The organism is Ruania halotolerans (assembly GCF_021049285.1).
GTDB lineage: Bacteria > Actinomycetota > Actinomycetes > Actinomycetales > Beutenbergiaceae > Ruania > Ruania halotolerans.
Genome location: NZ_CP088017.1, coordinates 2265251 through 2279804 on the forward strand (window position 1 = coordinate 2265251; position 14554 = coordinate 2279804).

Genomic DNA, 14554 nt, shown 5'->3' on the forward strand with positions numbered 1-14554 from the left:
AAAGGAGCCACTCTCATGAAAGACACCGACGTTCCGCTCATGGTGAGCACGCCAGCCGAACTGACGATCCCAGACCTTCTCCTCGACTGGGCGGCGAAGGAACCCGAACGGGTACTCATCGAGTTGCCCGACGGCGACGGCTGGGACCCGCAGTCTGCCGAGGCACTGCACGAGCAGGTGCTCGGGGTGGCGAAGGGCCTGATCGCTGCTGGCGTGAGCGCCGGGGACCGCATCGCGATCATGTCCCGTACCCGCGCCGAGTGGACCGTGCTCGACTTTGCGATCTGGTACGCCGGAGCCATCACCGTGCCGATCTATGAGACCTCCTCAACGGAACAGGCGCGATGGATCCTGTCCGATTCCGCAACAGACCGCGTCGTGACAGAGACCGCCGAGCTCGCCACGCTCATCCGCGAGGCCGCAGGCGACAATCAGCCGCAAGACCTCTGGGTCATCGATGATGGCGCGCTCGATGAACTCACGCGCGGCGGGTCAGAGGTGACCGATGAGCAGGTACGCGAGCGCTACGACGCATTGCGCCTGCAGGATCTGGCCACCATCATCTACACCTCCGGGACGACCGGGCCGCCCAAGGGTGTCGAGCTCACCCACGGCAACTTCGTGGAACTGTGCCGTAACGCCACCGCGGCTCTCGGACAGGACATCCTGCACGACAACGCCCGCACCCTACTCTTCATGCCGTTGGCGCACGTGTTCGCCCGGTTCGTCTCAGTGCTGACCATCTGCGCCGGCGTTCCGATCGGGCACGTCGGTGATCCGACGACACTCCTTCAGCACATCGGCACCTTCCGCCCCACCTTCATCCTCTCCGTGCCCCGCGTGTTCGAGAAGGTGTACAACTCCTCCGAACAGAAGGCCGCTGCCGCTGGGAAGGTGAAGATCTTCCGCTGGGCGGCCGGCGTGTCCACCGCGTACTCGAAGTCTCTCGACACCGGCGGCCCAGGCGCGGCACTCAAGATCAAGTACGCGCTAGCTGACAAGTTGGTGCTGCACAAGATCCGCGACGCGCTCGGCGGCCAAGTGGAGTTCGCGATCTCCGGTGGTGCACCGCTCGGTGATCGCCTCGGGCACTTTTTCCGTGGCGTCGGCGTCCGAGTACTCGAGGGATACGGCCTCACCGAGACCACGGCGCCTGTCTCGGTCAACGTCCCGGCACGCTCGAAGATCGGCACAGTGGGCCCCGCGCTACCGGGGATCAGTCTGCGCATCGCCGAGGACGGCGAGATCCTCGCCAAGGGCATCGCGGTATTCCGCGGGTACCACAACAACGACGAGGCCACCGCAGAGGCCGTCACCGACGGGTGGTTCCACACCGGGGACCTGGGCGCACTCGATTCCGACGGATACCTGCGGATCACCGGCCGGAAGAAGGAGATGATCGTCACCGCCGGAGGCAAGAACGTCATCCCCTCTCAGTTGGAGGACAAGATCCGCGCCCACGCGCTGATCAGCCAGTGCGTGGTCGTCGGCGATCAGCGACCGTTCATCGCCGCGCTGCTCACCCTCGACGCGGAGATGCTCCCGACGTGGCTGTCCAATCAAGGCTTGCCCGAGATGAGCGTGCTCGAAGCCGCAGAGCACCCGCACGTGCGCGCCGCTCTCCAGGAGGCGGTGGACAAGGCCAATACCTCCGTCTCCCGCGCGGAGTCGGTACGACGGTATGAAGTTCTGGGCGACGATTTCACCGTCAGCGACTACCTGACCCCGAAGATGAGCGTGAAGCGCAACCTGGTCCTGCGCGACTTCGCTGAACGGATCGACGACCTCTACGCCAAAGCTGCCGCCGAGCGCGAGACCACCTAAGCTCAATGGCCGCGGACGGAGCGTCCCGAGCCGTCATGTCACAGGTCGCGCGTAGCGTGCGCAGAGATGGCCGAGAATCTCCTGCACCCGCCCCGACCGGGGCGCCGTCTGCCGCGCGCGGACGATCCCGCCCAGCCAGGCTCGCCGGGTGCTCGGGAGCATCCCGGCACGCCGCTCCAGCTCGGGCTGGACGAGCTCGGCACAGCGTTGATCGACGCGACGTTCGTGGTGGTGGACCTTGAGACAACCGGCGGATCTCCGCGGGAGAGTGCGATCACCGAGATTGGCGCGGTCAAGGTCCGTGGTGGTGAGGTTCTCGGTGAGTTCCAGACCCTGGTGAACCCCGGGATCGGGATCCCCCCGACGATTACGGTGCTCACGGGCATCACGAATGCCATGGTGATGACCGCTCCCCCGATCAACGAAGTACTTCCGGCCTTCCTGGAGTTCGCCCGAGGTGCCATCCTGGTGGCACACAATGCACGCTTCGACGTCGGGTTCCTGCGCGCGGCCAGCGCCCGAATGGATCTCGTCTGGCCACGCCCGCAGGTGGTGGACACCGTCGCCCTCGCCCGCCGAGTGGTGACGCGCGACGAGGCGCCGAACCACAAGCTGTCCACTCTCGCACCGTTGTTCGGCTCGCCGACAGCACCGGACCACCGCGCCCTGACCGACGCACGCGCCACCGTTGATGTGTTGCACGCACTACTCGGGCGAATGACCGCTCTCGGCGTCACCCACGTCGAGGACCTCGCCACTGCCGCAGACCCCGTACCCGCCCGACGACGACGCAAGGCCACGCTTGCCGACGACCTCCCGACCGGACCCGGCGTCTACCACTTCCTCGGACCAGGCGGGGAAGTGCTCTATATCGGCACTGCGGTGAACCTGCGCCGGCGAGTCCGCAGCTACTTCACGGCGGCCGAGAAGCGGGCACGAATCGCCGAGATGGTCGATCTGGCCACGTCGGTACGACCCATCCCGTGTGCCACTGCCCTCGAGGCCTCCGTGCGGGAACTGCGCGGCATCGCCGAGCACCATCCGCCGTACAACCGCCGTTCCCGGTCACCGGAGAAGCAACCATGGGTCCGCCTGACCGACGAAGCCCATCCGCGACTCTCGGTGGTGCGCACTGTCCCTCCTGAGCACGCCGGGCAAGCGATCGGTCCGTTCACCTCCCGAGCTCAGGCCGAGCTGGCTGTCTCGGCCCTGGTAGCGGCCACCGGACTGCGCACGTGCACCACCCGGCTCGCTCGCACACCCACAGGCTCGGCCTCGGCCTGTGTGCTCGCCGAAATGGGCAAGTGCCTCGCCCCCTGCGTGCACGAGGCTCCGCAGTACTCCGGCCGAGTCCTGGCCGCGCAACGAGCCCTGTCCGGCGACGCCTCAGCAGTGGTCGCTACGGCACGCGTGGCCATCGCGAGACTGGCTGCACAGCAACGCTACGAGGAGGCAGCCGTCCGCCGTGATCAGCTCGTGGCGTACCTGCGTGCCGCTTCTCGTACCGAGCGGCACAGCCCACTCCACCGTGCACCACAGGTCATCGCCGCGCGTCGACATGCCGACGGCGGCTGGGAGCTGGTTCTGATCCGCCACGGCCGGCTGGCCGGAACCACAGTGTCCAGACCCGGTGCTCCGGTGATGGCCGTCGTCGCCGCACTGGCCGACAGTGGCGAGCAGGTCCCTGCCGCCGCGGCGCTCGGCGGTGCGGCCACCGCGGAGGAGACCGAGTTGGTGCTGCGGTGGCTCGAGACGCCCGGTACGCGCCTGGTGGAGGCCACTTTCGCCGACTCCGATGGCGGCTGGTCCGTTCCCCTCCGCGGTGCCACCGCGCACCTGCCACGCCTGGCGGAACGGCAGGTGCGCGAGACGGAGAATCGTGCGCTCGGCACACCAGCAGATCTTTCGCTGCCCACTGCGGCCGTCCCACCCGGGCGCAGCACCAGCGACTCGGGCGCGGCATGATGGTGGACGTGCTGCCGGTCGGTGCACCGGGACCGGCACCGTCATCGCCGCCGCTACTGGAGGAACACTGATGCAGACTGCCATCGTCCTGATCGACGCCGAAGCCGCGAGAATACCCGAGGTTGCCAGCCAGGTAGCCGAGTTGCCCGGGGTGAGCGAGGCCTACTCCACCACCGGCGATGTGGATGTGATCGCACTTGTTCGGGTCACGGCCCACGAACAGCTCGCCGACGTGATCGCCGATCGGATCAGCAAAGTCCCCGGGGTGCTCAGTACCCGTACCTACATCGCATTCCAGGCATACTCCCGCCATGACCTGGAGGCGGCGTTCGCGCTGGGACTCGACGACTGAGAACCCGCCGGGCGCAGGCGCCGCTGATCGCAAGCGCCAGCAGGGACCCACCATTACCGCGCCACGCACCTCAGGCTCGGGTCGCCGCGACCCATCGCTCAAGCACGGCAGCCGCTGCTCCGCTGTCCACCGCATGAGCGGCGGCGTCGATTCCTGCGGCGAACCGATCGGTCAGGCTGCCCTCGGCGGTTCCAGGAACACTGCCATGGGCCACCAGCCCGGCCGCCGCGTTCAGCAGTACGGTCTCGCGCACCGGCCCTGCTGCTCCAGCGAGAACGTCTCGCGCGACCTGGGCGTTCTGCTCTGGCGCACCGCCACGCAAGTCGTCCAGCGTGGCGCGCGACATACCGAACCTCGTGGCATCGAGTTCGTGTTCCCGGACGGTCCAACCGCTGGCTGCGGTGACCTCCCACACGCGCGCAGGTGCCGTCGTCGAGAGTTCGTCCAAGCCATCCTCACTGCGGAAGACCACCGTTGAGGTTCCCCGCGCCGCGAACACACCGGCGACGATCGGTGCCATGCGGGCATCCCCGACCCCGATCGCTCCTGCGCGTGGTCGCGCCGGGTTCGTCAGTGGCCCGAGGATGTTGAAGGCTGTCGCCACGCCGAGCTCGCGCCGGGTCGTCGCCGCGTGCCGGAAGCTCGGGTGATACACCTGGGCAAACAAGAAAGTGATGCCGGCCTCTCGAGCGACTCGAGCTGCCTCGGCCGGGCTCAGGTCCAGACGGACGCCAAGCGCTTCCAGAACGTCCGCCGAACCGCTCGCGGAGGAGGCCGCGCGATTGCCGTGCTTGACCACGCTCACCCCGGCGCCAGCCACCACCAGGGCGGCCATGGTCGAGATGTTCACACTACGGTGCCGGTCCCCCCCAGTTCCGACGATGTCAACCGCGTCGGCGTCGATGTCCGCGGCTAGCGCGTGCCGGCGCATTGAGTCCGCCAGACCGCTGATCTCTGGGACCGTCTCGCCTTTGGCTCGCAGCGCCACCAGGAAGCCGCCGAGAGCGATCGGATGACTGTTCCCCGCCATCACCTGATCCATCACCCAGGTCGTCTCGGCTGTCCCCAGATCCTCACCGGCCACCAATCGGGTGATCAACTCGGGCCAGCTGTAGGCGTCAAGCGGGGTGTCCGCGTTCACTGCGATGCGAACATGTCAGCGATGGTCTCCTGCAATACGAGGGGGTCGAGCGGCATCGACACGACGGCGTCCGCTTGCGACCACGAGGCAAGCCAGGCGTCCTGGGCACGGGCGATCAACAGCAGCACTGGCGGACACTGGTAGATCTCGGTCTTGAGGCTCCGGCAGAGCCCCATCCCGCCGAACTTCGCCGACTCACCGTCAAGGATCACCAGGTCATAGTCACCGTTCTCCACGTAGTCCACGACAGCCGCGGGCGTTGCCGCCTCCTGCCAGAGAATCCTGGGGGTGTGGGCCGAGGCGCGGCGCCCGACGCCAGTGAGAACCTGGCCTCGTGTGGTCGCGTCGTCGCTGTACAAGAGCACCGATACCGTGTCCTCGGTCTCAGGAACTGCCGCGTCATCGTGCTGTACCGCAGTCATGGTGGTCCTTCCTGGGCACGCATCGGCCCGCACCGTCGTGGTCCCCACCGATGCTAGTCGCCGCTGGGCCGAGGCGTGTGCATCCGCAGCGCCTCCCGGATCCGTGACGTCACGACGAAACGTCCTCGCGCGTCACGTCGTTGCGGGGTGCGACGCGCCGACAGATCACATTTCAGGCGCGATCGCGCCGGAAAGCCCGATCCAGGCCACTTGCGGTGCCCACCACGGTCTCAGAACCGCCATAATGACACCGTGTCGTCTGCAACCACCCACCCAGTTACGCCCCACCTGGCGGTGAACCGGCCCAACCTCACGCAGGTGGGCACGATCGTCTGGCTCTCCTCGGAGCTGATGTTCTTCGCCGGGTTGTTCGCGATGTACTTCACCCACCGCTCGGTCGCCGGACCGGAGGTCTGGGGACAGGGATATGACTTCCTCAACATCACGTTCTCCGGAGTCAACACCCTGATCCTGGTGCTGAGTTCAGTCACCTGCCAGCTCGGCGTATGGGCCGCAGAACGGTTCCAGCCGACGCGCAGCGGCTCGCTGCTGCAGCTCACCAAGTGGGGGATGCAGGAGTGGTACATCCTGACCTTCGTGATGGGGTCGATCTTCGTGGCCGGTCAGGTCTACGAATACGCCGAACTGGTGGAGCACGGACTCACGATCTCGAACTCGACCTACGGTTCGGTGTTCTACCTCGCCACCGGCTTCCACGGACTACACGTGGTTGGCGGACTGATCGCCTTCCTTTTCGTCCTGCTGCGGTCCTTCGCCGCCCACCGGTTCGGAGAGCACGAGGCGACGACCGCCTTGGTGGTCTCCTACTACTGGCACTTCGTCGACGCCGTCTGGATCGTCCTGTTCGGCGTCATCTACCTGCTACCGATGCTCTAGCAGGGACCCCGCCCGCACACCCGACCCCCATCTGATTCGAGGACTCGTAGAAGTGAAGGCTCTAGCGGCAGGTCGACGACACCGGCTGGCACCCGTGGTCCTGATGACACTGGCTTTGCTGTTCACCGGTGCCCTGTACGCCGCGTTCGCCCCCAGCTCCGCACAGGCGGATACCGCCACCGCAGACGACGTCGCCGAGGGCGAGCGGTTGTTCATCACGAACTGCTCCACCTGCCACGGTCTCGACGCCGAAGGGATGGACACGGCCCCGTCGTTGATCGGCGTGGGAGCCGCGTCCGTGCACTTCCAGATCGTCACCGGTCGGATGCCGATGGATGCGAACTCTCCGCAGGCAATGGCCAAGCCGCCACAGCTGACAGAGGAGCAGGCACGGCAGGTAGCGGCCTATATCGCCTCACTCGGCCCTGGCCCGACTATCCCGTCCGAGGAACAGGTCGACCCCGCATTGGGTGACGCCGCCGTCGGTGGTCAACTGTTCCGCACCAACTGCGCCATGTGCCACAACGCCGTCGGCGCAGGCGGTGCGCTCACCGACGGTAAGCACGCTCCCGCGCTCTACGACTCCACACCGACCGAGATCTATGAGGCGATGCTCACAGGCCCGCAGTCGATGCCTGTGTTCAATGACGTCAATCTCACTTCTGAAGAGAAGCGCGACATCATCGCCTACCTGTATGAGCAACGGGAACCGAACCCGGGCGGGCTCAGCCTCGGGTCCATCGGTCCCGTCTCTGAGGGACTGTGGGTCTTCGTCGTGGGCATTGGTGTGCTCATCGGTGCAGCCGTCTGGATCGGAGCGCGGTCGTCATGAGTACCCAGCCGAACAAGGAACTGTCCGCACCGGAGGGCACGCAGTTCGAGAATCCGGGCATCGCCCCGCACCGTCCTCGCCTCGGTGACGAGGACGCCAAGGCCGCCAAGCGGTCCGAACGGCAAGTCGCGGTGCTGTTCACCATTTCCATCCTGGCCACCATCGGGGCGATCGTCGGGTATGCGGTGTACCCCGTCTCGGCCACGGACGCCAGCAACCTGCGCATGAACACGCTCGTGCTCGGCCTCGGCCTCGGGCTCGGCATGCTCGGCATCGGAGTCGCCGCCGTGCACTGGGCGAAGACGCTGATGAACGACCACGAGAAGGTCGAGGAGCGGCACGCCCAGCGCGGGGATGACGCGACCCGAGAGCGGGCAGTGGAGATGTTGCGCGAGGGCGCCGCAGACTCCGGGATCGCTCGCCGTCCACTCCTCAAGGGCGCGCTCGGTGGCGCACTCGCTCTCGCGCCACTCAGCTTCCTCGTCCCGCTGGTCGGAAACCTGGGTGCCGACTGGAACGTCTCCAAGTTCCGGCACACGGCATGGGCGGGTGCCCCGGACGGTGGCCCTCGCTACCTGGCCACCGACCCGACCAATCGGCGTCTGAAAGCCTCGGAGATCACGCGAGGCAGCATGTTCCACATCATGCCGTGGGGCTTGCCAGAGGAGGAGCACTACCTCGAGGAGAAGGCGAAGGCCGTCGTCATCCTCATGCGTGTGGACCCTTCCATCCTCAAGGAACCCGAGGACCGCAAGGAGTGGTCCTACGACGGCATCGTCGCCTACTCCAAGGTGTGCACGCACGTCGGGTGCCCCGTAGCACTCTACGAACAGCAGACCCACCACGTGCTCTGCCCGTGCCACCAGTCCACGTTCGACATCACCGATCAGGCCAAGGTGGTCTTCGGTCCCGCGAAGCGGCCGCTGCCACAGTTGCCGATCGCCGTTGACGACGAGGGTTACCTGTACGCCCAGCACGACTTCAACGAACCCGTCGGCCCGAGCTACTGGGAGCGTGAGCGATGAGCACCCGTACCGAGGTACCCCGCCAATCGCAGGCCTCCCCTGCCATCGCCGGCGGAGCCGACTACCTGGACACCCGCGTGGGTGCCTCGAAGATGGTCAAGGAGTTCGCCCGGAAGATCTTCCCGGATCACTGGTCTTTCCTGCTTGGCGAGATCGCCCTGTTCAGTTTCGTGGTGCTGATCCTCAGCGGCATCTTCCTCACGATGTTCTTCGTGCCGAGCATGACCGAGGTGCACTACCCGGAAGACGCTCTGCCCGTGACCATGCAGGGGTTGGAGATGTCCGAGGCGTTCGCCTCCACGGTCTGGATGTCCCACCACGTGCCCGGCGGGCTGCTGATGCGGCAGATCCACCACTGGGCCGCGCTCATGTTCGTGGGTGCCATGACGGTGCACATGATGCGGGTGTTCTTCACTGGAGCGTTCCGGAAGCCGCGCGAACTCAACTGGCTCGTCGGCTTCACGCTCCTGATCCTTGGTCTTGCCGCGGGATTCACCGGCTACTCACTCCCCGACGATGTGCTCTCCGGTAACGGCCTGCGGATCGCCGATGGTGTGCTCCGGGCCATCCCGATCATCGGCAGCTACGGAAGCTACATGCTCTTCGGTGGCGAGTTCCCGGGCACGGACATCATTCCGAGACTGTTCACCGCGCACATCCTGCTGGTTCCCGCGCTGATCCTCGCGCTGATCGCCCTGCACCTCTTTCTCGTGGTCTGGCACAAGCACACCCAGTTCCCCGGCCCTGGTCGCACAGATCGGAATGTGGTGGGCTACCCGCTCTTCCCTGTGTACATGGCGAAGGCCGGTGGCTTCTTCTTCATCGTTTTCGGCGTGCTCTCCTTGATGGGCGCATTGATGAGCATCAACAACGTCTGGGTCTACGGCCCGTACGACCCATCAATCGTCGGGGCGGGTGCCCAACCGGACTGGTACATGCTGTTCCTCGAGGGCGCCTTGCGCCTGATGCCCGGTCAAACCGAGTACGTGATCGCCGGCTACACGCTGTCGTTGAACGTCCTGGTCCCCGGTGTCGTCGTGCCGGGCCTGCTGTTCGGGATCCTTGCGCTCTTCCCGTTCATCGAGAGCTTCGCCACCAAGGACACCGGCGAGCACCATGTACTCGACCGGCCTCGGAACGCCCCGGTGCGTACCGCCAGCGGCGTGGCCATCCTGAGTGTGTTCTTCGTGCTCGTGGCGGCGGGGTCGAACGACATCATCGCCACCCACTTCGATCTGTCCCTGAATGCGATCACGTGGGCCTTCAGAGTGCTGATCTTCGTACTCCCAGTGATCAGTTTCCTGGTGACCAAACGAATCTGCCTCGGGCTGCAGCGCAAGGACCGCGAGGTCGCTCTCCACGGCCACGAGACCGGTCGCGTGGTGCGATTCGCCTCCGGCGAGTACATCGAGGTCCACCGTGAGCTGGACGACTACGAGCGATGGGTGCTGGTCTCCCACGAGCCTCGCCGTCCCCTGGAGATCGACGCCGAGGAAGACTCCTCCGGGGTGCGCCGCACCGGATACCGCAAGGATCGCTTGCGTCAGCGCATCTCCCGGTTCTTCTACGAGGACCGCGTGGAGCCTGTCACTCCGGCCGAACTCGCGGCGTCGCATTCCCACGGCGACCACGATCAGGTCGAGTCCGATCCAGCACGCGAGACGCTCGAGGCGCGCTGACGCAGATCCGGGTTACGGTGAGATGGCCTGGAACGATCAGGGCACACGATGTCCGTTCCGGCATCGACTTCGATGCCGGAACGGTCAGGCGGCGGTCCGCCGTCGCCGACTACGGAACGCCACGTCAACACGGGAGGAAACCCGATGGCCCAGTACACGCTTCCTGACCTGCCCTACGACTATTCGGCACTCGAGCCGCACATCTCCGGCAAGATCATGGAGCTGCATCACGACAAGCACCACGCGACGTATGTGGCCGGGGCCAACACTGCCCTGGAGAAGCTCGCTGCAGCCCGCGAGTCCGGTGACCTCAGCTCGGTGAACCTGCTCGAGAAGAACCTCGCGTTCAACCTCGGCGGGCACATCAACCACACCATCTTCTGGAACAACCTCTCTCCGGATGGCGGGGGTGAGCCTGATGGCGAGCTGGCGGCAGCAATCACCGAGTTCTTCGGCTCCTTCGCAGCCTTCCAGAAGCACTTCGCGGACAACGCCGCGGGCATCCAGGGGTCCGGATGGTCCGTACTCGGCTGGGACAGCCTGGGTGAGCGGCTGGCGATCTTCCAGTTGTTCGACCAGCAGTCCAATGTGCCGGTATCCATCACACCGCTGCTGATGCTGGACATGTGGGAGCACGCGTTCTACCTGGACTACCTCAACGTCAAGGCGGAGTACATCAAGGCGTTCTGGAACATCGCGAACTGGCAGGACGTCGCCGCGCGCCTGGAGAAGGCTCGCGCGCAGTCCACGGTCTGATTCCTGCCTCTCTGGGCATGATGCCGTGGGCACACCAGGTCGATACCTGGACGCATGAGTCCCGAGCCCAGAGGCTCCCCGGCAGGCTCTGACACTTCTCGACAGATCCTGACACTGCTCAACAGGTTCAGACACTGCTGAAAGGGCCTCACCACACTCGTGGTGAGGCCCTTTCAGGCTCGTGTGGTGAGGCCCTTTCAGGCTCGTGGTGGCGGGCTCTCACTCCACTCGAGGACCGCGCCGTCCGTGTGGACGCCCGATACCGGGAGGCCACCCGTCCCAGGGCATCGACTGGAGCCGGTCATCGGGTCAGTGCGTCGACTGGAGCCGGTCATCGGGTCAGTGCGCGTGATGCCCGCGGCTGAACTCCAAGACGTGTCCGACGAGGCCGATGAAGGCGATGACGACTCCGATTCCCACCAGCCACCACCCCACTGCCACGCCGAGGAAGACGAACGAGACGGCGATGCCCAGCACCAGCGGCCACCAGCTCCACGGCGAGAACGTGCCGTACTCGCCCGCAGCGCTGTCCACATCGGCCATCGGGTCATCCTCAGGCCTCGGATCGATCCGACGGCTGAGCAGGAACAGATAGAAGCCCACCAGTGACCACAGTCCGACCACCAGGGCCAGGGCCGTGGAGCCGACCGGCTCCCAGCCGGACCACAGACCGTAGATCACGAACATCGGGACGAAGAATCCGAGCAGGCCGAGGAAGAAGACCGCCTCAGTGCGGATCGGCTTATGCGGCTCGGTACGCGGTCCGTGTGCCTTCTTGCTCATCGTCCTTCTCCGCTCTCACGCTGCGTCCGCTCGGCTGCGACCTCGGGTTCTCCGCTCCGCTCCGCTTCGCCATAGACCTTGTCGAGAAGGTCGGGCTCCGGCTGCGTGTGGTCGAGCGCGGACACCTCGGGATGGTGCAGATCGAATGCCGGTCGCTCGGACCGGATCCGCGGGAGGGTCACGAAGTTGTGCCGTGGCGGCGGGCAGGACGTGGCCCATTCCAGCGAGTTGCCGTGGCCCCAGGGGTCGTCGACGTGTACCTGGGCTCCTGTACGCCACGTCTTGTAGACGTTCCACAGGAACGGCAGCGTCGACAGTGCGAGCACGACGGCGGCGATCGTGGAGAGCTGGTTCATCCAGACGAAGTCGTCCTCCGGCAGGTAGTCCGGCACTCGGCGCTGCATCCCCATCACACCCAGCCAGTGCTGGATGAGGAACGTGCCGTGGAAGCCGAAGAAGAGCAGCCAGAAGTGCACCTTCCCGAGCTTGTCGTCGAGCATCGTCCCGGTGAACTTCGGCCACCAGAAGTAGAAGCCGGCGAACATCGCGAACACGACCGTGCCGAACACCACGTAGTGGAAGTGCGCGACGACGAAGTAGGTGTCGGTCACGTGGAAGTCCAGCGGCGGGACGGACAGGATGATGCCGGTCAGCCCACCGAAAAGGAACGTCACCAGGAAGCCGATGCACCAGAGCATCGGCGATTCGAAGGTGAGCTTTCCTCTCCACATCGTGCCGATCCAGTTGAAGAACTTCACCCCGGTGGGCACCGCGATGAGCATCGTCATCACGGAGAAGAACGGCAAGAGCACTTGACCTGTGGAGTACATGTGGTGCGCCCAGACCGTGACCGACAGACCAGCAATCGCGATCGTGGCGAACACCAGACCGACGTACCCGAAGATCGGCTTGCGGGAGAACACCGGAATGATCTCGGAGACGATGCCGAAGAAGGGCAACGCGATGATGTAGACCTCAGGGTGGCCGAAGAACCAGAACAGGTGTTGCCACAGCATCGCTCCGCCGTTTTCCGCGGCGAAGATCTGGGAGCCGAGTACTCGATCGGCGCCGAGACCGAACAGCGCCGCGGCCAGGATCGGGAATGCCATCAGGGCAAGGATCGAGGTCAGCAGGATGTTCCAGGTGAAGATCGGCATCCGGAACATCGTCATTCCCGGCATCCGCATGCACAGGATGGTGGTGATGAAGTTGACCGAACCGAAGATGGTGCCGAAGCCCGTCATCGCCAGTCCCATCACCCACAGATCGCCGCCCAGACCGGCGGTATAGGTGGCATTGGACAGCGGCGTATAGGCGAACCAGCCAAAGCTCGCCGCACCCCGGGGGGTGAGGAAACCGGCACACGCGATGATGCCGCCGAACAGGAACAGCCAGTAGGCAAACATGTTCAGCCGCGGGAACGCCACGTCCGGCGCGCCGATCTGCAGCGGAACGAGGACGTTGCCGAATCCGACGAACAGCGGGGTGGCGAACAGCAGCAGCATGATCGTGCCGTGCATGGTGAACATCTGGTTGTACTGCTCACCGCTGGCCACCACCTGGATCCCCGGCTCGAACAGTTCCGCGCGGATCACGAGCGCGAGCAGGCCCCCGATGCAGAAGAAGACGAAGGAGGTGATCAGGTACAGATACCCGATGGTCTTGTGGTCGGTCGAGGTCACCCAGGACACGACTGTCTTGCCGAGGCTCTGACGGTCCTTCCGCAAGCCAGGGACGGCGTTCGCGGACGGCTCGAACTCGCCGCCGGATTCAGTGCGCTGATCGTCCTGGACGGCCATCAGTGGTCAGCTCCCTCATCCTCGCCGCTCGTGGAACTGGCCACGTCGGCGGCATTCTGCCGGTCATACTCGGTACCCAGGTCGCCGGTCTGCCCGGCCTCGCGCAGCTCATCCATGTGTGCCTCGTACTCCTGCGCCGAGACCACCTCCACATTGAAAAGCATGTTCCCGTGGTACTCACCGCACAGTTCGGCGCACTTGCCGAGGTAGCGGCCTTCCTCGCCAGGGGTGAGCTGGAACGTGTTCACCACCCCGGGGATCGTGTCCAACTTGTAGAGGAACTGCGGGATCCAGAACGAGTGCGCCACGTCGCGGCTGCGCAGCGTGAACTCCACCGTCTCCCCCACCGGGAGGTACAACGTCGGCAGATCGTCGGCCGGTGCCATCGTGCCGTCCAGCTGAGCCGGCACCCCCGTGTCCCAGACGCCGGAGTCGGTGTAGACGAAGTCCCACGTCCATTGACGCCCGTACACCTCGACGTGCAGATCGGGCTCGGTTTCGGGGTTGACGATCTCTTCCTGCAGTGTGGCGGTGTAGTAGAAGAGCACCCCCACCATGACCAACGGCACGAAGGTGTACAGCAGCTCGAGCGGCAGGTGATAGCGCAACTGGATCGGCAGCCGCTCGTCACCCTTGCGCTTGCGGTACACGATCACGCACCAGATGATCAGCCCCCAGGTGATCACCCCCACCACGAGCGCAGCGATCCACGAACCGTTCCACAGGGCGACGACGTCGTCACTGTGCTCGGTGATCCCTGGCGTTCCGGGTAGCCACCCTCGCGAGACCTGCTCGGCGGAACATCCGCCCAGCGCGAGAGCGGAAACGAGCCCGAGCGCCCCGAGGCCGACCGCGCGGCGCCTCGTGGTCCGGGGAGAGGGCGATGGCACGATCCTCAAGCCTTCCGACGTCACTATCCTGGTGAACCGACTGGTCCGGGCGCGTGCTCACTGCCCACGACGGGCACTGACCCAGCGCTCATTCCGGCGTCTGCTCATTCGGTGCCCACCCTATCGCCAAACAGGGGGTCCGCAGAGCACGACGCACGGCCGCGCAGCAGACTACCTGACGCGGTGTCA

The 14554-nt window shown here is 65.6% G+C and carries 13 protein-coding genes; 8 read left to right on the forward strand and 5 right to left on the reverse strand.

Going from position 1 to position 14554, the window contains the following annotated elements:
• The first annotated feature begins 15 nt into the window (after nucleotides 1–15).
• The 3 genes from LQF10_RS10040 (at nucleotide 16) to LQF10_RS10050 (ending at nucleotide 4141) form a co-directional block, all read left to right on the forward strand.
• Nucleotides 16–1824: an AMP-dependent synthetase/ligase gene (locus LQF10_RS10040; RefSeq protein WP_231063716.1), complete on the forward strand. Its 1809-nt coding sequence runs from the start codon at nucleotides 16–18 to the stop codon at nucleotides 1822–1824.
• A 66-nt stretch (nucleotides 1825–1890) separates the two neighbouring features.
• Nucleotides 1891–3789: a DEDD exonuclease domain-containing protein gene (locus LQF10_RS10045; RefSeq protein WP_231063717.1), complete on the forward strand. Its 1899-nt coding sequence runs from the start codon at nucleotides 1891–1893 to the stop codon at nucleotides 3787–3789.
• Between the two features lie 70 nt (nucleotides 3790–3859).
• Nucleotides 3860–4141 (forward strand): Lrp/AsnC family transcriptional regulator, encoded by a 282-nt coding sequence (locus LQF10_RS10050; protein ID WP_231063718.1) that lies wholly within the window; start codon nucleotides 3860–3862, stop codon nucleotides 4139–4141.
• 70 nt (nucleotides 4142–4211) lie between these two features.
• Here LQF10_RS10050 and trpD read toward each other — a convergent pair whose 3' ends face one another.
• Nucleotides 4212–5288 (reverse strand): anthranilate phosphoribosyltransferase, encoded by a 1077-nt coding sequence (trpD, locus tag LQF10_RS10055; RefSeq protein ID WP_435531449.1) that lies wholly within the window; start codon nucleotides 5286–5288, stop codon nucleotides 4212–4214.
• Nucleotides 5279–5704, reverse strand: a complete 426-nt coding sequence (locus LQF10_RS10060) for a response regulator (protein ID WP_231063720.1) — start codon at nucleotides 5702–5704, stop codon at nucleotides 5279–5281. The genes trpD and LQF10_RS10060 overlap by 10 nt, the downstream gene beginning before the upstream one ends.
• A 252-nt stretch (nucleotides 5705–5956) precedes the next feature.
• On the opposite strand from LQF10_RS10060, the gene ctaE reads away from it, so the two are divergent.
• The 5 genes from ctaE (at nucleotide 5957) to LQF10_RS10085 (ending at nucleotide 10893) form a co-directional block, all read left to right on the forward strand.
• Entirely contained in the window at nucleotides 5957–6601 is a 645-nt protein-coding gene (gene ctaE / locus LQF10_RS10065) for an aa3-type cytochrome oxidase subunit III (protein WP_231063721.1), read from the forward strand.
• Between the two features lie 52 nt (nucleotides 6602–6653).
• Nucleotides 6654–7433, forward strand: coding sequence for a cytochrome bc1 complex diheme cytochrome c subunit (gene qcrC / locus LQF10_RS10070; protein ID WP_231063722.1), 780 nt, complete (start codon nucleotides 6654–6656; stop codon nucleotides 7431–7433).
• Nucleotides 7430–8458, forward strand: a complete 1029-nt coding sequence (gene qcrA / locus LQF10_RS10075) for a cytochrome bc1 complex Rieske iron-sulfur subunit (RefSeq protein WP_231063723.1) — start codon at nucleotides 7430–7432, stop codon at nucleotides 8456–8458. The genes qcrC and qcrA overlap by 4 nt, the downstream gene beginning before the upstream one ends.
• Complete coding sequence (qcrB, locus tag LQF10_RS10080; RefSeq protein WP_231063724.1) at nucleotides 8455–10137, forward strand: cytochrome bc1 complex cytochrome b subunit; 1683 nt, start codon at nucleotides 8455–8457, stop codon at nucleotides 10135–10137. The genes qcrA and qcrB overlap by 4 nt, the downstream gene beginning before the upstream one ends.
• Nucleotides 10138–10281: 144 nt before the next feature.
• Nucleotides 10282–10893: a superoxide dismutase gene (locus LQF10_RS10085; protein WP_231063725.1), complete on the forward strand. Its 612-nt coding sequence runs from the start codon at nucleotides 10282–10284 to the stop codon at nucleotides 10891–10893.
• Between the two features lie 339 nt (nucleotides 10894–11232).
• On the opposite strand, the gene LQF10_RS10090 is transcribed toward LQF10_RS10085, so the two are convergent.
• From LQF10_RS10090 to ctaC, 3 genes are read right to left on the reverse strand one after another with little or no spacing between them, the layout of a single operon-like run.
• On the reverse strand, nucleotides 11233–11676 hold the full coding sequence (locus tag LQF10_RS10090; RefSeq protein WP_231063726.1) for a cytochrome c oxidase subunit 4: 444 nt from the start codon (nucleotides 11674–11676) through the stop codon (nucleotides 11233–11235).
• Nucleotides 11673–13475: an aa3-type cytochrome oxidase subunit I gene (ctaD, locus tag LQF10_RS10095; RefSeq protein WP_231063727.1), complete on the reverse strand. Its 1803-nt coding sequence runs from the start codon at nucleotides 13473–13475 to the stop codon at nucleotides 11673–11675. Before ctaD ends, LQF10_RS10090 begins: the two co-directional genes overlap by 4 nt.
• Entirely contained in the window at nucleotides 13475–14365 is an 891-nt protein-coding gene (gene ctaC / locus LQF10_RS10100) for an aa3-type cytochrome oxidase subunit II (RefSeq protein WP_354002571.1), read from the reverse strand. The genes ctaD and ctaC overlap by 1 nt, the downstream gene beginning before the upstream one ends.
• Between the last annotated feature and the right edge of the window lie 189 nt (nucleotides 14366–14554).